At 37.0% G+C, this 18646-nt stretch carries 17 protein-coding genes and 1 tRNA gene; 4 read left to right on the top strand and 14 right to left on the bottom strand.

Features of this window, described 5'->3' with window-relative positions; translation table 11 throughout:
• Positions 1-46 precede the first annotated feature (46 nt).
• The 4 genes from ACH3PA_RS02435 (at position 47) to ACH3PA_RS02420 (ending at position 6569) form a co-directional block, all read left to right on the top strand.
• Positions 47-3193 (top strand): efflux RND transporter permease subunit, encoded by a 3147-nt coding sequence (locus ACH3PA_RS02435; RefSeq protein WP_416448407.1) that lies wholly within the window; start codon positions 47-49, stop codon positions 3191-3193.
• A gap of 46 nt (positions 3194-3239) precedes the next feature.
• A complete protein-coding gene (locus ACH3PA_RS02430; RefSeq protein WP_416440830.1) occupies positions 3240-4709 on the top strand; it encodes an efflux transporter outer membrane subunit in 1470 nt (489 codons plus the stop codon).
• 169 nt (positions 4710-4878) lie between these two features.
• Positions 4879-5769, top strand: coding sequence for a helix-turn-helix domain-containing protein (locus tag ACH3PA_RS02425; RefSeq protein ID WP_416440832.1), 891 nt, complete (start codon positions 4879-4881; stop codon positions 5767-5769).
• Between the two features lie 128 nt (positions 5770-5897).
• Positions 5898-6569, top strand: a complete 672-nt coding sequence (locus ACH3PA_RS02420; protein ID WP_416440834.1) for an SDR family NAD(P)-dependent oxidoreductase — start codon at positions 5898-5900, stop codon at positions 6567-6569.
• A 306-nt stretch (positions 6570-6875) separates the two neighbouring features.
• On the opposite strand, the gene ACH3PA_RS02415 is transcribed toward ACH3PA_RS02420, so the two are convergent.
• The 14 genes from ACH3PA_RS02415 to nhaC form a co-directional block, all read right to left on the bottom strand.
• Positions 6876-6963 (bottom strand) — tRNA-Ser (locus tag ACH3PA_RS02415).
• A 63-nt stretch (positions 6964-7026) separates the two neighbouring features.
• On the bottom strand, positions 7027-7683 hold the full coding sequence (locus ACH3PA_RS02410; protein WP_416440862.1) for a SanA/YdcF family protein: 657 nt from the start codon (positions 7681-7683) through the stop codon (positions 7027-7029).
• Between the two features lie 2 nt (positions 7684-7685).
• Positions 7686-8084 carry an acyl-CoA thioesterase gene (locus ACH3PA_RS02405; RefSeq protein ID WP_416440864.1) on the bottom strand — a complete coding sequence of 133 codons (399 nt, stop codon included), beginning with the start codon at positions 8082-8084 and terminating at the stop codon, positions 7686-7688.
• A 158-nt stretch (positions 8085-8242) separates the two neighbouring features.
• Positions 8243-9388 carry a 3,4-dihydroxy-2-butanone-4-phosphate synthase gene (gene ribB / locus ACH3PA_RS02400; RefSeq protein ID WP_416440866.1) on the bottom strand — a complete coding sequence of 382 codons (1146 nt, stop codon included), beginning with the start codon at positions 9386-9388 and terminating at the stop codon, positions 8243-8245.
• Positions 9389-9421: 33 nt separating this feature from the next.
• Positions 9422-10855 carry an LptF/LptG family permease gene (locus ACH3PA_RS02395; RefSeq protein ID WP_416446688.1) on the bottom strand — a complete coding sequence of 478 codons (1434 nt, stop codon included), beginning with the start codon at positions 10853-10855 and terminating at the stop codon, positions 9422-9424.
• Positions 10856-10881: 26 nt separating this feature from the next.
• Positions 10882-11523 (bottom strand): LolA family protein, encoded by a 642-nt coding sequence (locus ACH3PA_RS02390; protein ID WP_416440868.1) that lies wholly within the window; start codon positions 11521-11523, stop codon positions 10882-10884.
• A 16-nt stretch (positions 11524-11539) separates the two neighbouring features.
• Entirely contained in the window at positions 11540-13924 is a 2385-nt protein-coding gene (locus ACH3PA_RS02385; RefSeq protein WP_416448406.1) for a DNA translocase FtsK 4TM domain-containing protein, read from the bottom strand.
• Between the two features lie 121 nt (positions 13925-14045).
• Positions 14046-14384 carry a hypothetical protein gene (locus ACH3PA_RS02380; RefSeq protein ID WP_416440872.1) on the bottom strand — a complete coding sequence of 113 codons (339 nt, stop codon included), beginning with the start codon at positions 14382-14384 and terminating at the stop codon, positions 14046-14048.
• A gap of 218 nt (positions 14385-14602) precedes the next feature.
• Entirely contained in the window at positions 14603-14983 is a 381-nt protein-coding gene (locus ACH3PA_RS02375; RefSeq protein WP_416440874.1) for a diacylglycerol kinase family protein, read from the bottom strand.
• On the bottom strand, positions 14983-15483 hold the full coding sequence (tpx, locus tag ACH3PA_RS02370; RefSeq protein ID WP_416440876.1) for a thiol peroxidase: 501 nt from the start codon (positions 15481-15483) through the stop codon (positions 14983-14985). Before tpx ends, ACH3PA_RS02375 begins: the two co-directional genes overlap by 1 nt.
• 197 nt (positions 15484-15680) lie before the next feature.
• Positions 15681-15929: a DUF6952 family protein gene (locus ACH3PA_RS02365; RefSeq protein WP_416440878.1), complete on the bottom strand. Its 249-nt coding sequence runs from the start codon at positions 15927-15929 to the stop codon at positions 15681-15683.
• Positions 15910-16224: a thioredoxin domain-containing protein gene (locus ACH3PA_RS02360; RefSeq protein ID WP_416440880.1), complete on the bottom strand. Its 315-nt coding sequence runs from the start codon at positions 16222-16224 to the stop codon at positions 15910-15912. Before ACH3PA_RS02360 ends, ACH3PA_RS02365 begins: the two co-directional genes overlap by 20 nt.
• 15 nt (positions 16225-16239) lie before the next feature.
• Positions 16240-16878: a peroxiredoxin gene (locus ACH3PA_RS02355; protein WP_416440882.1), complete on the bottom strand. Its 639-nt coding sequence runs from the start codon at positions 16876-16878 to the stop codon at positions 16240-16242.
• Positions 16879-17109: 231 nt separating this feature from the next.
• Positions 17110-18597, bottom strand: a complete 1488-nt coding sequence (gene nhaC, locus ACH3PA_RS02350) for a Na+/H+ antiporter NhaC (RefSeq protein WP_416440885.1) — start codon at positions 18595-18597, stop codon at positions 17110-17112.
• Positions 18598-18646: the final 49 nt, after the last annotated feature.

Here is an 18646-nt window from a genome sequence, read left to right as displayed (position 1 = left end):
GAATTATAGAGCAACAGGGCTGCTATATTTCAATTGTAAAGAAACTATGAAATTTAGTCACGTTTTTATAAAACGGCCCATTTTTGCGGCTGTATTAAGTGTAATCATTCTTATTGTAGGTGGTTTGGCTTATGTATCCTTACCGGTATCTCAGTTTCCGGATGTTGCACCTCCAACGGTAGAGGTTGTAGCCTTATATCCGGGAGCAAATGCAAAGACACTTTCAGAAACTGTCGCAGCACCCCTTGAGAAAGAGATTAACGGGGTGGAAGGGATGTTGTATATGACGTCCCAATCATCGGCAGATGGAAGGGTAATCGTTCAAATAGCTTTTGAACTGGGAACAGATCTTGACAGGGCTCAGGTACAAGTTCAAAATAGAGTTGCAATTGCAGAACCGCGTTTGCCGGAGTCGGCTCGCAGACTTGGAATTACTACCAAAAAAATATCCCCAGACATCTTATTGGTGGTAAATATGTATTCACCAAATAAGACCTATGACCAAACTTATATGGGTAATTACGCCACCCTTCAATTAAAAGATCAACTGGCGCGTATTAAGGGGATTGGGGATATACAAATTTTTGGAGCTGCCGAATATGCTATGCGCATTTGGCTTGATCCCGATAAAATTGCGAATTTGGATATGACAGCTGGAGAGGTCGTCGCTGCGCTTCGGGCTCAAAATGTGCAAATCGCAAGTGGAACATTAAATACACTGCCATCTGGAAGCCAATCAGCCTTCGAAATAAATATTCAAACACAAGGAAAATTAGTTACAACCCAGCAGTTTGAGAATGTCATTATAAAGTCTGATGAAGGTGGCAGAATTGTTCAGGTAAAAGATGTTGGTCGTGTAGAACTAGGCGCTCAGAATTATGCCACTAAGGGATATTTGGGGAAAGATCCCGCGATAGCTATGCCCATTTTTCAACAGCCCGGAGGAAATGCTTTAGAAACTTCGGCTGAAATAAAAGCCACCATGGAAGAACTTTCTAAAAGCTTTCCAGAAGACCTCGAATATAAAATTGCGTACAATCCTACAGAATTCATTCAAAAATCTGTGGACGAAGTATATCACACCATATTCGAAGCTATTCTGTTAGTGGTGTTTGTTATTTTATTGTTTCTCCAGTCCTGGAGAGCAGCCATTATCCCGATTTTAGCCATACCTGTATCGCTAATAGGAACTTTTGCCGTTATGCAGGCGATAGGTTTTTCCCTTAATAACCTTACGCTTTTTGGTCTTGTACTGGCAATTGGTATTGTGGTAGATGATGCTATTGTGGTGGTAGAAAATATGGAGCGTTATTTAGCTAAAGGACTTTCACCCAAAGAAGCAGCCGTTAGAACAATGGATGAAGTAGGAGGCGCTCTAGTTGCAATTGGTTTAGTATTAGTTGCAGTATTTATTCCGACAGCTTTTTTAGATGGTATTTCAGGCCAGTTTTACAAACAATTCGGAATGACCATTGCCGTAGCTACAACTATTTCAGTATTCGTATCCTTAACCTTAAGCCCTGCAATGGCAGCTTTGTTAATGCGTCACGAGGTAAAGGATCCAAATAAAAAAACACCCTTATTACTGAAACCTTTTTCATATGTAGGAAATGGTTTTAATAATTTCATTGAAAAACTCTCTGGTAATTATGGGAAGAGCATTCAGAAACTAGTTAGAACATCAATACTAGTTTTAGTTGTTTATGGAGGACTGGTTCTTATTACAGGTTTTGAATTTGGAAGAGTGCCAAAAGGATTTATTCCTGCAATGGATCAGCAATATTTTATAACTCTGGTACAATTACCTCCGGGATCATCTTTGTCCAGAACAGATAAAGTAATCAAAGAAGTATTAGATATAGGATTAGACATCGATGGAGTTGAAAATGCTGTTGCTTTTACGGGGTTTGATGCAGCTTCAAATACAAATGCTTCTAATACCGCAGCTGTATTTTTAACTCTTGAAGATTTTGACATACGTAAAGAGAAAGGCTTAAGATATGAAGATTTATTAGGTACAATCAGTACAAAACTAGCTCAAATAGATGATGCGATAGTTCTTGTAATTCCACCTCCATCTGTACGTGGAATCGGTAATGCGGGTGGTTTTAAAATGATGGTACAAGACAGAGCCAATTTAGGAACAGATGAACTGGTAAAAGCTACTTATGCCTTAGCCGCAGCTGCAAATGCAGACCCTATTCTGAGTAGTGTTTTTACATTTTTTAATGATCAAACTCCCCAATTGTATTTAGATATTGACCGTGTCAAAGCTGAAAAATTAGGGGTGAACGTAGGAGATGTTTTTCAGTCTCTTGAAATTTATATGGGTTCTGCCTTTGTGAATGAATTTAATTATTTAGGAAGAACCTATCAGGTTACAGCCCAGGCAGATGCACCTAACCGATTAACGCCCGATGACATATCTAGGATCAAAGTACGCAACAATGAAGCCGAAATGGTTCAGATTGGAACATTCACACGTCAGGAGGATATTTCAGGGGCATCACGTATTCCAAGATTTAATTTGTACCCGGCAGCGGCACTAAATGGTAATATTGCTCCGGGGCATAGCTCTGGAGAGGCTTTAGATAGAATGGAAGAACTTGCTGATGAAATTCTGCCTGAAGGTATTTCTTATGAATGGACAGAATTGGCTTATCAGGAAAAGCAAACAGGAAGTACAGCAGGTGTTGCTTTTCTCCTTGCCGTTGTATTTGTATTCCTTTTATTAGCTGCCCAATTTGAAAGCCTCATACTTCCTCTGGCTGTTATTTTTATTGTGCCTATGGTTTTGTTATCAGCAATTATAGGTATTGACCTGGCAGGATTAGACAACAATATAATGGTACAAATCGGTTTAATTGTGCTGGTAGGATTGGCTAGTAAGAATGCGATTCTTATTGTGGAGTTTGCCAAGCAATTAGAAGATCAAGGCAAAGATTTAAAGACGGCTGTTATTGAAGCGTCACAGCTTCGTTTACGTCCTATTTTAATGACGGCAATGGCATTTATATTAGGTGTTATACCACTTGTAATTGCCACTGGCGCTGGTGCAGAACTGCGCGTCTCACTAGGAATAGCAGTATTTAGCGGAATGCTGGGCGTCACAATTTTTGGAATTTTTCTTACACCTGTATTTTACTATCTGGGAAGAAAATGGACAACCAAATCACCAAAACAGATAAAATAAAAGAAGTTCAGCAATTGAAATGTTGAAATAAATTCAAATTTAAACTATGAAAAATCTGATTTTAATAACATTATTTTCGTTTTTCCTGTTATCGTGCGGGATGACAAAACGAGATTTTAATGTCAAACCAAAAACGGAAATACAAGATGATTTTTTACTGGAGGAACTTTCTGACGCAAAAGTCACAACTTCAAAAATAATTGAGAATTGGTGGTCAAAATTTAATGACCCTGTTTTGGATACATTAATATCAAAAGCCAGAAAAAATAATTTAGACATCAATTCAGCCGTGGCAAATTTATATGCCTCTCGCGCTTTTTTAAAAGGAACAAAATTTGGCAGATTGCCTACCGTAACTGCAAACGGAGATTATACAAGAACCCGTCTAGGAGAAAATGTTTTCGTGTCTGGCAGTAATCCTACATACAGCAGCTATAATAGCAGTTTTGATGCGTTTTGGGAGGCAGACCTGTTTGGCCATGTTTCTAACCGTATCAAAGGTGCTTACGCAAACAATCAGTTGGCACTGGCAGATATGCAAGGTATATATGTAAGTATTTTTGCAGAAGTCGCCAATAATTACATGGAATTACGCGGAACACAATATCTTTTAGATATAGCCAATCGTAATTTGAAGGGACAACAGAATACATATGATCTCACTGTTCAATTATCTGAAGCAGGCACAAGCAATAGTCTTGATGTTTCCAGAGCGACGGCACAGTTAGAAAACACCAGATCAACTATTCCTCCTTTAAAAGCGAGACTGGAAGCTTTAAAAAACAGTTTAAGCGTGTTGATAGGAGAAGTGCCGGGTCAACTGGATCTAAAAATTATTGATAAGCAACCGTTGCCTAGTCTGCCTCCTTCAGTTGCTTTGGGGGATATCAATGAGTTATTACGTCGTAGACCAGATATTAGAAGGGCAGAAGCTACATTACAAGTACATATAGCAAAATATAATCTATCTGTCGCAGAGCTTTATCCTAAAATTCAATTTGGTGGATCTATTGGTTTTTCGGCGGTGGACTTTGCTAATTTTGGAAGTAAGGAATCTTTTACATGGAGCATAATGCCCAATATAAGTTGGGCGGCGTTTAATCTGGGAAGAGTAAAACAACAAATAAGACAGAATGATGCTTTGACATTAGCAGCACTCAATCAATATGAAAAAACCGTATTGCAGGGATTGGAAGAAATAAAGACCGCCCTCGCTAACTATTCAAATGAATTGCAAAGAAGAGAAATATTAAAAATTTCGTCGGAGGCGAGTGCAAAAGCTGCACAATTTGCCAGACAGCGTTATAATGCAGGTTTAGACAGTTTTATTGATTATTTAAGTGCCAACAACACTTTGCTTCAATCTGAAAATTCTTTGGCTGAAAGTGAAATTTCTTCTGCAACTTCATTAATTGCAATCTATAAGGCATTAGGTGGAGGATGGGGATTTATTTCAGAGAATGAATTGAATACTAAGTTTGAGCAGATGAAACTCGAAGAAGCTATTTCCAAATAATTCTAAATTGAAATTGATTAAGAAAATTTGTTTTCTATAGGTTAATTTGATTAGGTTTTAATACTAGTGCAAATAACATTTCATTTTTTAAATACAGATTTTTGTATATAGCAACTTTACTAATAAATCAAAATATAACATTTCGGTCATTTTTTAATACTTTTATACGATGACCCATACTGAAATTCCAGTTTTTGAAACAAGCAATGATCTGAGTGAAGCTATGGGATTTCCTCACAGAAGCCATATTCCCAATTTTGACGTTTATTCATTAGAGGGATTAGAGCCATCTGCAAGGCGTTGTATGCCGCCATATAGACAGGGTTTTTATCAAATAGGATTGTTAAGCTATGTAGGGGAAAGTAGATTAAGCCTTAATACAGACTGGCTGACACTTGAAGAATACCCCCTATGGTTTGTGGTGCCTGGACAGGTTTTTTCTTGGGTTAGGGATGAAAAGATGGCTGGATTTAATATCATGTTTAGAAAGGAATTTTTAATGAATGTTGTTGATAATGTTATTGAGGATTTTCCTTTTTTAAAAATGTCTGAAAGGAGTTTGCTAATGCTTACCAAAGAAGAACATGAATCGCTTTATTTTGATACACAGAGAATGCAGTCTGTATTCAAAAACCCGCATCCCTATCAGGAAAAGATGCTAGAAGGGATGTTGGTTTCTTTTTTATATTTCTGTAAGGCGGTGTACGAGCGATATAAATCGACAGAAAACCATATGTCTAGAGCACAGCTAATTACTCAGGAATTTGAAATTCTTGTGGATAAAATGTATGTAGATACAAAAAATGTAAGTGATTATGCAGAAAAACTCAATATTACCCCTAATTATCTAACTACTACCGTAAAAAAACTAACCGGGAAAAGTGCTAAGGATATTATTCAGGAGAGACTTCTTGTGGAAAGTAAAAGCCTGTTAAAGTTTTCAGGGCTGGATATTGGTGAGATTGCTTATAGGCTTAATTTTCAGGAGCCCACACATTTTACTCGGTTTTTTAAAAAATGGAGCGGAACTACACCAAACAAATTCCGTCAAATGGATTAAGATGAAGAAATTGGTACATATATTGTTATTAAAAATTGAAACTTCACTATTTGTGTCATTTATAAAAAGAAAGTGGTTCTTTTCTGAAGTTGACTTTAGTTAAATTTACGTATTAATTTAGGATTCTCATGAAGGTTAATAGATTAGCAGTTGTAACAGAAGCAGGTAATGGTTTAGGAAAAACTTTTGCTAACATTTTATTGAATTACGATTATAACGTAATTCTTGCAGCCAGTAAAAAAAGTTATGATGTACTTTCTCAGGAGGCGGGTGTTCTTCAGGATTACAAATTAGTTAAGACAGATTTCACCTCTGCCGAAGGTCTCACGGAACTAAAATCTTTGATTCATTCCAAATTTGGAAAATTGGATCTCTTAGTCAATAATGCGGAAATTGCTAATGGCTTTGGACAAAAAATTGACCAAATAAATATTGATGATGTAAGGCAAGTGTATGAAACAAATCTATTTGCAGTAATTAGGATTATACAGCTGTTAAAACCTTTGCTTGAAAAAAGTGACGAGCCAAGTATTATTAATATTACAAGTGCATTAGGGGATATTGATAAAATGCGGGATGAAGATTTCTGTTACGCTAACTACTGTATGACTGCGTATGCAACTTCAAAAGCGGCTTTAAACATGTTTACACATTTGCAATGCAAAGAATTTAAGCCATCCAAAATTACTATTAATAGTTTTGATCCCATTGCTTTAAAAAATTGCACTCACAATTCTGTATCTATTTGTGATGGCATTAAAGACGAATTTATTAGTCTTATTAAAAAGAAAACTGTATAAATAAAATACTGAGAATTTTTATTGTCTTTAATTTTGCACGAAATTGTAAAATCACTCAACACTTGATTTAAGCCACTAAAATATTGAATACGATAATGAGTGGATCAGGCTTTCTATTGAATTGTAGTTAAACTCCGTGTTTAAAATATTTTCCTATTAGTTTGCCTAATAAAATTTATTACAAGCTATCAAAAGTTCTGAAAAGCTCAATTGGAGCGGAAAAACCTATTTTGTCTTTATTAAAGAAAATTAAAAAAGCCCATAAACATGCAGTTTATGGGCTTTTAAAGGATTTTGGACAATCCTTGGCGGAGAAAGAGGGATTCGAACCCCCGGAGGTGTGACCCTCAACAGTTTTCAAGACTGCCGCATTCGACCACTCTGCCATTTCTCCTAAGCGGATGCAAATATAGAAGGATTTTTCATTTTAAAAAGCCTTTTTTATATTTTTTTATTTTTAATTATTTTTTCCTGTGATAGGGATTTTTTCTCCCTTAAAATGAGGCTCCCTATTTATTAATAATTCCCCCCAGGCTTTGACGCTTGCAAGTTTTTCGCGTATTTGGTTGCGTGAGGCAAGGTCATAATTATGCAGATCTCCGTTAAAACCATAGTAATCAAGGTTCATAGAGCGTGCTATATAGATAACCCTGGGTAAATGAAAATGTTGAGATACCACAATAGCCTTGTCCACATTAAAAATATATGAAGCTCTAAAAACGGAGTTATACGTATCAAAACCGGCAAAATCAAGGAAAATATCGGTTTCTGGTACACCGCGTTCAAGAAGATATTTCTTCATTGCCATAGGCTCATTATAATAAGCTGTGCCATTGTCGCCACTTAGTAAGAATCGTTTTACCTTCCCTAAACGGTAAAGTCGTAAAGCAGATTCTACACGATCCCTTAAAATAGTAGACAATTTACCATCGCGTTTTACACTTGCACCCAGTACAATTACTGTATAGGTTTCTGGTAATTTGCTCGGGCTATCATATATATAAGGCTTGCTTATCTTTTGTATATGGTATGAGAGACTTAAGGTAAACACGATTAGTCCCATAAATAGGACTAGCATTGTAATAAGAAACAATCGTATTTTTTTACTACGCATTTTTAAGTCTCAGAATCTATAATTGGCACTGGTTTTTTGTCATCATTTACTGCGACAAATGTAAAAAAGCCCGTAACCGCTTTTTCCCGCTCATAGCTGTACATATCCTCTACAAAAATATCTACCTGTACAACACAACTGGTATTGCCTACACTTTTTATTCTTGCTATAAGTTCAACAATAGTACCCTGCGGAATAGGTTTAGTAAAATCAATTTTATCTGTAGAAACTGTAACCATTTTTTTTCGGCTAAAGCGTGTGGCACAAATAAATGAGGCTTCATCCATCATATGCAAGGCAGTACCACCAAATAATGTATCGTAGTGGTTAGTGGTATTTGGAAAAACTGCGCGGAAAATTCGGGTTTCAGATTTATCTATGAGCGCGTTCAGGTCTGTCATATATTTCAGTTGGTCTTACTACTTTGAAGTAAAGGTAATATATGACTAGTATTTAAGAAAACCAATATACAAAGGCTAGTACCACACTTTTAAAAGAATGATATCAAGCAATTGAGGTGTTGAAAACAAAAGTTGGTCGGCTAAAATAATATCAGAAACTAATAAGTTATCTGCTCTGTGATTTCAAGACCATAGCCTATCATGCCTACACGTTTTGTGGTTTCACTATTAGAAAGTAATTGTATTTTAGAAATACCCAGATCGTGTAAAATTTGCGCGCCAATACCAAAATCTTTAGTATCCATATGAACCTGAGGTGCTTTTGCAACGCCTTCACCCTGAAGATCTTTTAACTGAGCAAGCCTGCTAAGCAATCTGTTTGCCGCATCTTCTTGATTTATAAATACGATAGCACCTTTGCCTGCATCATTAATCACCTTAAACATATCGTCAAGTTTCTTATCTGCGTCAGTTGTGAGTGTACCCAGAATATCATTATTCACAAAAGTGGAATTTACACGCACAGGAACCGGTTCATCAATTGTCCAGCTTCCTTTTGTAAGCGCAAGATGTATCTGCTCGTTTGTGGTTTGCATGTAAGCGCGTAATCTAAAACGACCAAAACGAGTCTCTACATCAAAATCTTCTTTTTTCACAATAAGTGAATCGTGCTGCATTCTATAAGCGACAAGATCTTCTATAGAAACGATCTTGAGATCAAATTTTTGCGCCACATCTACAAGTTGAGGTAATCTAGCCATAGAGCCGTCTTCATTCATAATCTCAACGATCACACCTGCCGGTTTTAGACCTGCAAGTCTGGCGAAATCTATTGCAGCTTCTGTATGTCCTGTACGTCGCAAAACGCCTCCTTGTTTCGCTATAAGCGGAAAAATATGACCGGGTCTGCTAAGATCCCAGGGTTTAATATTAGGATCTAGTAGAGATTTGACCGTTTTTGCGCGGTCTGAAGCGCTTATTCCTGTAGTTACTCCGTGACCTTTAAGATCTACAGAAACGGTAAAAGCTGTCTCCATAGGGTCTGTATTAGTCCCTACCATCATGTCGAGTTTCAATTCTTTGCAACGTTCTTCCGTAAGCGGTGCACAAATCAATCCGCGACCGTGGGTTGCCATAAAATTGATCAGGTCTTTTGAGGCCATTTCTGCTGCCGCCACAAAATCTCCTTCATTCTCCCTGTCTTCATCATCAACTACGATGATAACTTTGCCCTGCTTGATATCTTCAATGGCTTCCTGAATTGTATTAAGTTGTATAGATGGTGTGAGCGTTTCAGCTTTCATAGCACATGTTTTGTACACAAAGATAAGGTAAACCTATTTTTCGCGTTTGTTGCGGGTAAGCTTTTGAAATATTTTTTTTATAGGGTCGATAAAGTTGTCTATATCAAACAATCCCTGATCTGTTGTTGCTCTGTAAGTGAGGTAAACTCCCAGTGGAAGCATAATTAACGAACTTAACCAACTCGCTATCCACGGAGAGATACTGCCGTCTTCAGCACTGTTTTTAGCAAAAATCCCTATAAAATGGTAAGTTAAGAAAAGAACAACTCCTACCACTATTGGTAATCCCAGACCTCCTTTTCTAATAATAGCGCCTAGCGGAGCACCAACAAAAAATAAAATGATACAACCAAATGCAAGTACAAATTTTTCATGCAGAGCGATCTCATATTTACTCAGGCTTTTAATTCTTGCGCTATTATCTACTTTTCTGCTTTTTACTGAATTTACATTCGCATTAGCAGCTGTTCTCGCAAAGTCTATTATTTGTAATTGATCTGCAGGTGTAAAGTTTTCGAGAACTACTGGTTTAACAATCTTAGATGTGTCAACCTTAATTTGGCCGGCATACGAAGAATCAAGAGCAGTAAGATTAATGCGCTTATTTTGTGTATTACCTAATTGCTTAAGGTAATTTGTATATTGTTTTGACAGGTCTGTTATAGATGAATCAAGTTTAGCAACATTAAGCATGGTGTAAGCATTGTCTATGCTTTTTTCTTCCATATCAACATTATCAAGTTCAGAAAGATCTATGTTAATGGTGTATGTTTCAAAATAACTTTTTACAAAAGGCTGCCGGCTTTTCTTGCGATAATCCTTTTGCTCGATCTCATTATAATAATTACCATCCTTTAATTTCAACGATAGAACATTATCATCACCGGCACTTATTAACTCACCTTCTTTTGCCTTTATGACTGTGAAATTACCCTGTCGCGATGGGTCTTTTTGGTAAATAATTACATCATTTAAAAACTGGTCATTATCACCGCTTTTATCAGCGATCTTTATGATGTAAGTGTCACCTATTTCATTATACTGACCTTTACTTAAAGCCATTGCAGGCTTAACTTTAGCAATATTCCGTCTTAAATTGAGGGATTCAAATTCTGCTGCAGGTATTACATAATTTGCAAAGAGAAAAGAAACTACACTTAATCCTACTATAAAAAAAGTAAGGCTACGCATAGCACGCTGCAGCGAAATTCCTGAAGATTTCATCGCTGCGAACTCATAATTTTCAGCAAAATTACCAAAGGTCATGATACTCGTAAGCAAAATTGTAAGCGGCAGAACTAAGGTGACAAGGCGTGGAGAGAAGTACATCAGGAATTTCATGATCACAAAAAAATCAAGATCCTTCCCGGCCAGATCTTTTATATAAAGCCAGATAGTTTGCAAGATAAAAATGAACATCAATATAATAAAGGTGCTCAAAAAAGTCTTGATGTAACTTACTAATATGTATCTGTCTAATATCTTCAAGACTACTAATCTAGTCTGTTGATGTAGTAATCTGGGTATTTGCTCTCGTCAAAAACAAACATATTTGTGGCAATAGGTTGATCTGTTTTAAAAGAATTTACGGTAATCGTTATTTTAGTACCATTTTTTTGAGACATAATAAGGCGATAGATATTTTTAGTTTGGGCATCAACGCCTAATAAAGCCTGTTTTATCTCGCTATTCGTATCAATAGGAGTAAGCTTTATATATTGTATTTTACGACCATTAACGTCCTGATCAATATCCCACTTATACGTATAACCTTTATTAAAAAATGTGAGCATCTTAGAAGGTGTAATCGCATCGTCATCTGCGGGATCCTGAGTTGAGATAGTGATTTCTTCGTCTTCGGGAACTATGGTATGAAGTTTCTTACCGTCATAGATCTGTGTTGTTCCCATTAGGCTTAATTTATATTTATCACCATCTAAGGTGACATCTCCCCGTGTTTCCTGATCTACACCCTGAGCTTCGTTTGTAAGCGAATATTTAAAATCTATATAAATGTTATCATAGCCTTTTACCTTAGTAGAAACTTCGTCAAGTAAAGATTTTGCTTTACTGTCCTGAGCATTTGCATAACCTAAAGTAAATACAGCTATTAATATGAGGGCTAAAGATTTCATGGTATTCAATTTTATTTTAGTCATTATTTAAGTGTTGATGCAGGGCATTAAGATCTGTTACTAATACTTGTCTTGCTTTGCTGCCTTCAAAAGGACCTACGATGCCCGCAGCTTCCAGTTGATCTATAATTCTACCGGCTCTGTTATAACCAAGTTTTAATTTACGTTGAAGTAATGATGCACTTCCTTGCTGTGCTGTGACTATAACTTCTGCGGCTTCATTGAACAGCGCATCCCTGTCGCTGGCATCTATATCAAGACTTGTGCCACTATCCTCGCCTACATATTCAGGTAGTTGATGCGCTTCAGGGTAGGCTTTCTGAGAACCAATATAATCAGTTATTTTTTCAACTTCAGGTGTATCTACAAATGCACATTGTACGCGCACAAGTTCATTACCCTGAGTAAAAAGCATATCTCCACGACCTATAAGTTGATCTGCACCCTGACTGTCAAGAATTGTACGCGAGTCAATTTTAGAAGTTACTCTAAAAGCTATACGAGCGGGAAAATTCGCCTTAATAATACCGGTAATAACATTCACAGATGGTCTTTGCGTGGCAATGATGAGATGTATACCTATAGCACGAGCAAGCTGTGCAAGACGAGCGATAGGAGTTTCAACTTCCTTACCGGCGGTCATAATAAGATCTGCAAATTCATCTACAACCAATACGATATATGGTAAGAATTTGTGCCCATCATTAGGGTTAAGCTTACGCTTTTTAAATTTTGTGTTGTACTCTTTAATATTTCTAACCATTGCGTCTTTAAGAAGATCGTAACGGTTGTCCATCTCAATACATAGAGAATTAAGAGTATGTATTACTTTAGTATTGTCAGTTATAATAGCATCTCCAGAGTCTGGTAATTTTGCAAGATAATGACGCTCAATTTTATTAAATAAAGTAAGTTCTACCTTTTTAGGATCTACAAGAATAAACTTAACCTCAGATGGATGCTTTTTATAAAGCAGCGAAGTAAGTATCGCGTTTAAACCAACAGATTTACCCTGCCCTGTAGCTCCCGCCATTAGCAAGTGGGGCATTTTTGCCAGATCAACCACAAATGTCTCGTTAGAAATAGTTTTTCCTAAAGTAAGCGGAAGTTCCATTTCTGCATTTTGAAAGCGGGGAGAAGCGATGGCAGAGCGCATAGATACAATACGTGCATTTTTATTAGGCACTTCTATACCAATGGTTCCTTTACCCGGGATAGGCGCTATAATACGTATTCCTAAAGCAGAAAGCGACAAAGCAATATCATCTTCAAGATTCTTAATTTTAGAAATACGAATCCCGGCCTCTGGCACGATTTCATATAAAGTCACAGTAGGTCCCACCGTAGCTTTTATATGAGCGATCTCTATTTTATAGTTCTTAAGGGTGTCAACAATACGGTTCTTATTTTCTTCAAGTTCCTGTTGATCTATAGTTATACTTTGTCCCTGTGTATAATCTTTTAAAAGATCGATTGAAGGAAACTTATAACTACCCAGTTCAAGTGTAGGGTCAAACTCGCCAAAGTCCTGAACGAGTTTTTTGCTGAGGTTTTCGGTTACCTCTTCCTCTTCAATAGTCTCTTCAATCTCGATCTCTACATCTTCATTTCGTTCTGAAGATGCGGTTGTATTATTTTCAGAATTAGGTACTGAAACCGGAATTTCCTCTTCTGGGACCGATATTTCCATAGTAGAAGCCGATTTTTGAGTTTCCTCTTCAACCGGTATGTCTATATTATCTTTCGCGAAAGCTGTATCTTCCATAGAGATTGGCTCTTCCTCATTATTAAATTCTGAAGCAAGAGCACTGCGTTTATGTGCAAAATAGTGCTGCACTTTTTCCGGAGTGATCTTTAAGCGCAAAACGGCATACGCTATAGCGAAAAATAACATGAGCAGGGCAGTACCTATTAGGCCCAGATAATCCTGCAGAAAATCATTGATCTCAAACCCTACAGTCCCCGCCAGTAATGGGTTTGCTTTGCTAAAGAAACCAAAGAAAACAGAAAGCCAGAGCATTACCAGAATTCCCCAGAACCAGAATGTCTGCAGGCGTTTTTTCTCTTTTTCAAAAAAGAAATAAATCCCGGTTAAAGTGATCAAAATCGCTAAAATAAGGGCTGAAATCCCAAATCCCTTATACACCAATAAATGGCCAATACCGGCGCCAAATTTATTAAGCCAGTTTTTAGCTTGTGCCTCGCGTTGAGTGAGATTGTTTAATATGCTTTGATCTGCCTGCCAGCTAAAAAAGTAGGAAAAAAGTGAAAATAACAGCGCTAAACCCAATAAAAACAGAAAGCTTCCAAGAATAATTTTCTGCTGTTTGGTTAGGCTGAAACTTATTTTTTTTGCCGGTTTCTTAGTAGTAGTTTTTGCTTTAGTCTTTTTTCTGGCCATTCAACTTTTAAAATCAAGGGGTAAAAATACAAATATCAAACGGTATGTTTAAGGAAAAGTTGTTTGTATAATTGATATGTTTATTGTTCCTGATTTTCGCCTTTAAGGCAAAATTATTAAGTCAAAACAGAGCTGGCATTAATCTTATTTGTGAGCGGTGTCCCGGTTTTAGGGTAAATAAGATTGTGATAAAAAGAAATAGTAAAAAGGCAGCGATCCAGTTTAAGCGCACAACGACAGCATTAGAAAAATAATATGCCGTCAATACAGATGAGATCAAACCTGCAATAGAAAAGATTATACCATATACTAAAATTATAGCGCCTCCTGCCAGACCTTGCCCATCTGCTGCACCGGTTATACCGGCATACGCCATACCCATCATTAAAAGCACAGTGCTGCTTAACACATAAAGTAGAATACTTGATGGTTTAAGCAATTTTTTTAAATCATCCTTCATAGCAATCCCCAATAAAATTGTCTTAGTTCTTACTCTTATTTTGTCAAATCAAATTGTAGTAAAAGCTTAAAGCGAAATTTTATAGGGTCAAAACGGAAGTGGTTGGGTAAAGTTTGTTTCATGTTGGGTTGTCTTAGATATTGCTAAAAATAATCTAAAATCCCATACCTAAAACAGAATTCTTAAAATTAATATACTGTATTTCAGTAATTTGAATGTTAATTGGCTAATTCTACTATATAAGGTGTGTAAATTATAAACCCAATAACTGCTGCGATTATTGCTGCAAATGTTACAGCACCTGCCGCTACATCCTTAATATCGCCAATTTTAGTATGAAAATCGGGATGAATAAAGTCGGCTATCTTTTCTACAGCAGTATTTAAACCCTCGATAGCAAGAACAAGACCTATAGCAAGTAATTGCAGGATCCATTCTGTTTGTGAAATTTGGAAGAAAAAGCCAGCTACAGTAACAATAATTGCCATAGAGAATTGCACTTGTATGCTGGGCTCATTTTTTAAAAGTAACCAGGCGCCTTTAAAAGCATAACGAAATGCAATAATTCTCTTACTCGCAAATGTATCGCGCCATGGCATTAACGCAATACTTTTAACGCAGCTTCATAATTGGGTTCCTGGCCTATTTCTGGAACTTGCTCTTTATATAAGATTGTTCCTTCTTCATCAAGAACAATTACAACTCTTGAATGTAAACCAGAGAAAGCACCTTCTGAAATTACAAGACCGTAAGTTTTACCAAAATCGCCGGTTCTAAAATCTGAAAGGTTTATAACATTTTCAAGTCCTTCTGCAGCACAAAAACGAGTTTGAGCAAAAGGAAGATCTTTTGAAATACACAATACAGCTGTGTTCTCAAGTTCGCTGGCTTCTTTATTAAATTTTCTTACAGATGCTGCGCAAACTCCAGTATCAACACTGGGAAAAATATTCATCACCACACGCTTGCCTTTAAAATCTGAAAGAGAAGCATTGCTAAGATCATTTTTAGCCAATGTAAAATCTGGTGCTTTTGTTCCTTTTTCAGGAAGATTGCCAGATGTATGAGTTTCGTTACCGCCTAGTGTTATTTGAGCCATATTTGTAATATTTAAATAAAGAACCTCAGGTAAAAGCGTGAGGTAAAAGTTGGTTTAATTGATGATGGCGTGAAGTTTATTTCTCGCTTAGTTAGTAAAAGTACTACTAAGAATAGAAAGTGCCAATCATCCCAATACTAAAAATCCTTTCCCTGTGAGAGGAAAGGATTTGAGTTGTTTTGATAAGTAAAATTAAATTATCTGTCAATAGACCCCAGAACTTTTTGGGCAAAACTGTTAGCAGCTTCGCGTTCTGGCATTCCATCTTTAACCATTTGATGCACTTCTGCAGCGCCGCAAAGATTAGTTAAGAGTTCTCCTATAACATCCATATCTGTATCTGTAACAGATCTGTGTTCTGTAAAAGATTCTAAGACAGTGATCGTCTTTTCTATGCTTTCCAGATCGTTGTTCTGCTGCAGGTGTCTAATTACCGGTAACTTCATTTACTAGCTCTTTTAAGTTTTCAAACTTATTTGTTTGTACCTGATTAACAAAATTGCCGTCTTTAAACGTAGCAAAAGTTGGTAGATTGTCAACTGTTGCAAGCTTGCGAGATTCAGGAAATTTTTCTGCATCTACTAATATAAATGCAGCGTTCTCATTTTCTGTAGCGAGTTTTTTAAACTTCGGTTTCATCAACCTGCAGTTACCACACCAGCTAGCCATGTATTGTACAACGACTACGTCATTGACAGCAACAATTTCGCTTAAATTATCTTGATCTAATTCCTTAATCATAATACGTTTTCTTAATTAGTTAGACGCGAGGTAAGAAGCTACACCTTCACGGTTTGCATTCATTCCTTCTTTACCTTCTTCCCAGTTTGCAGGGCACACCTCACCTTTTTCCTGAACGTGCGTATAAGCATCTATCAATCTTAGAAACTCATTCACGTTTCTTCCTAATGGCATGTGGTTTACACCTTCGTGAAATACCTGACCTTCTTCATCAATTAGATAAGTAGCACGGTAAGTTACATTATCACCTTCTACGGTGTAAGCGCCAGTTTCTTCATCATAATGCTCATTTGTAACATCAAGAATGCCCAGGCGATTAGCAAGATTTCTATTAGTATCTGCAAGAATAGGGTATGTTACACCTTCTATACCACCATTGTCTTTAGGAGTGTTTAACCACGCAAAATGTACTTCAGGAGTATCACAAGAAGCACCTATTACTACTGTATTTCTTTTTTCAAATTCTTCTAAAGCAGCTTGAAATGCATGCAATTCTGTTGGGCAAACAAAAGTGAAATCTTTTGGATACCAGAAAAGAAGAACTTTTTTGTTCTTGTGTTTAGCTTCATCAAGTACATTTAACTTAAATGTATCTCCCATTTCGTTCATGGCGTCTACATCCAGATTGGGGAATTGTTTTCCTACTAGTGTCATATTTTTATTTGTTTAGGTTCTTTATTCAGCGCGAAAATAAAACCGTTTCATTGAAAATTGGTATAAGTAAAATGTATTTAAACTATTGTGATATTGTCTCTGTCTATGGGAAAATTGAGATTGCTATTTCAATATCAATATTGTAGATTTTGAAGGGATTTAGACCATTTATGGCTCAAATTATTGCCAATTAATGCAAGAGTGATATTTCAGGAATTAAAGAACGAAAGACTAAGCCGCTTTTCTGGCATCTTTAAGCTCACGTATTTTTATACTGAATCCTGCGAACAATAAGGTCATAAAAGGACTCAACCAATTGAAAATGGCATAAACAAAATAATCTGCGACATGCACTCCTAAAACACCACTTTGGTAGGCACCACAGGTATTCCAGGGTACTAATACAGAAGTGACAGTTCCTGAATCTTCTAGCGTGCGGCTCAAATTTTCCGGCGCTAAGCCTTTATCTTTATACGCTTTTGCATACATTTTTCCCGGTACTACAATAGCCAGATACTGGTCACTGGCGGTCACATTAAGTGCAAGACAGCTAGCTACAGTACTCGCAAAAAGACCAAAAGTAGTATGGAAAAGTTTCAATAACGCCTTGCTTATTGCCGCTAAGGCACCAATGGCATCCATAATACCACCAAAAACCATAGCGCAGATTATAAGCCATATCGTGCCCAGCATACCAGACATACCGCCAGAAGAGAATAGATCTTTTAAAGCTTCATTATCTGTAGGTATGGCAGTATCAATTGTGATGGCATTCATAACTCCTTTATAGCCAGAAAGAAAACTAAGTGAAGTGCCACCACCCAATTGGGCTACAATTTCAGGTTGAAAAATAAGTGCAGCTACAGCTCCTAAAAGTGTTCCGAATAGTAATGCGATTAGCGGTGGTGTTTTCTTTACGATCAAAACGATCACAAGTACCGGCACCACAAATAACCACGGGTTTATATTTATTGCCTTGTCAACAGCAGCGAGAATTACGTGTGTATCTGCGGTACCTGTTGTGTCAAGATTTAGACCAATAATGATAAAAACGATTAATGTTACAGATATAGTGGGCACAGTAGTAAACATCATATATCGTATATGTGTAAACAGATCTGTACCTGCCATAGCCGGGGCAAGATTTGTCGTATCGCTCAAGGGCGAAATCTTATCGCCAAAGTAAGCTCCTGAGAGAACGGCACCCGCTGTCATACCTAATGGTATTCCAAGCGCATCTGCAATACCAATTAGCGCTATACCTACAGTAGCAGAAGTTGTCCAGCTGCTTCCCGTTGCTACAGAAATGATAGCACATATTACCACACAAGAAGCCAGGAATATTGTGGGATTGAGTATTTGCAATCCGTAGTAGATCATTGTGGGTATGATACCGCTAACGAGCCACGTCCCGGCAAGAGCACCTACCATAAGTAAAATGAGAATAGCTCCTGCTGTAGATTTAATATTTTCGGCAACCTCTTCAAGCATTTGGGCAAAGGTTACTTTGTTGTAAATACCTACAATTGCCGCAACCGCACCACCTAAAAGAAGAATGAATTGATTACTTCCGCTTAAAGCGTCATCACCAAAAGCCACAAAAACATTGTAAAAAAGCATCGCTACCAGCGCAAAAACGGGTATAAGTGCTTCCCAAATGTTTAGTTCTCTGTTCTCTATAATTTTTTCGTTTGAAGTATCTTGTGAGTGGCTTTCCATAGGAGTAAATTGAACGGTTACAATAATACGGAAAAACTATAATATCATA

Source organism: Leeuwenhoekiella sp. A2 (assembly GCF_047946655.1).
Lineage (GTDB): Bacteria > Bacteroidota > Bacteroidia > Flavobacteriales > Flavobacteriaceae > Leeuwenhoekiella.
This window is presented reverse-complemented; position numbering and strand designations above follow the sequence as displayed.

What these genes read in the sequence shown, in the direction of transcription:
- ACH3PA_RS02435 (WP_416448407.1), top strand. Translation starts at nt 47, where the DNA reads ATGAAATTTAGTCACGTTTTTATAAAACGGCCCATTTTTGCGGCTGTA.
- ACH3PA_RS02430 (WP_416440830.1), top strand. Translation starts at nt 3,240, where the DNA reads ATGAAAAATCTGATTTTAATAACATTATTTTCGTTTTTCCTGTTATCG.
- ACH3PA_RS02425 (WP_416440832.1), top strand. Translation starts at nt 4,879, where the DNA reads ATGACCCATACTGAAATTCCAGTTTTTGAAACAAGCAATGATCTGAGT.
- ACH3PA_RS02420 (WP_416440834.1), top strand. Translation starts at nt 5,898, where the DNA reads ATGAAGGTTAATAGATTAGCAGTTGTAACAGAAGCAGGTAATGGTTTA.
- ACH3PA_RS02410 (WP_416440862.1), bottom strand. Translation starts at nt 7,683, where the DNA reads ATGCGTAGTAAAAAAATACGATTGTTTCTTATTACAATGCTAGTCCTA.
- ACH3PA_RS02405 (WP_416440864.1), bottom strand. Translation starts at nt 8,084, where the DNA reads ATGACAGACCTGAACGCGCTCATAGATAAATCTGAAACCCGAATTTTC.
- ribB (WP_416440866.1), bottom strand. Translation starts at nt 9,388, where the DNA reads ATGAAAGCTGAAACGCTCACACCATCTATACAACTTAATACAATTCAG.
- ACH3PA_RS02390 (WP_416440868.1), bottom strand. Translation starts at nt 11,523, where the DNA reads ATGAAATCTTTAGCCCTCATATTAATAGCTGTATTTACTTTAGGTTAT.
- ACH3PA_RS02385 (WP_416448406.1), bottom strand. Translation starts at nt 13,924, where the DNA reads ATGGCCAGAAAAAAGACTAAAGCAAAAACTACTACTAAGAAACCGGCA.
- ACH3PA_RS02380 (WP_416440872.1), bottom strand. Translation starts at nt 14,384, where the DNA reads ATGAAGGATGATTTAAAAAAATTGCTTAAACCATCAAGTATTCTACTT.
- ACH3PA_RS02375 (WP_416440874.1), bottom strand. Translation starts at nt 14,983, where the DNA reads ATGCCATGGCGCGATACATTTGCGAGTAAGAGAATTATTGCATTTCGT.
- tpx (WP_416440876.1), bottom strand. Translation starts at nt 15,483, where the DNA reads ATGGCTCAAATAACACTAGGCGGTAACGAAACTCATACATCTGGCAAT.
- ACH3PA_RS02365 (WP_416440878.1), bottom strand. Translation starts at nt 15,929, where the DNA reads ATGAAGTTACCGGTAATTAGACACCTGCAGCAGAACAACGATCTGGAA.
- ACH3PA_RS02360 (WP_416440880.1), bottom strand. Translation starts at nt 16,224, where the DNA reads ATGATTAAGGAATTAGATCAAGATAATTTAAGCGAAATTGTTGCTGTC.
- ACH3PA_RS02355 (WP_416440882.1), bottom strand. Translation starts at nt 16,878, where the DNA reads ATGACACTAGTAGGAAAACAATTCCCCAATCTGGATGTAGACGCCATG.
- nhaC (WP_416440885.1), bottom strand. Translation starts at nt 18,597, where the DNA reads ATGGAAAGCCACTCACAAGATACTTCAAACGAAAAAATTATAGAGAAC.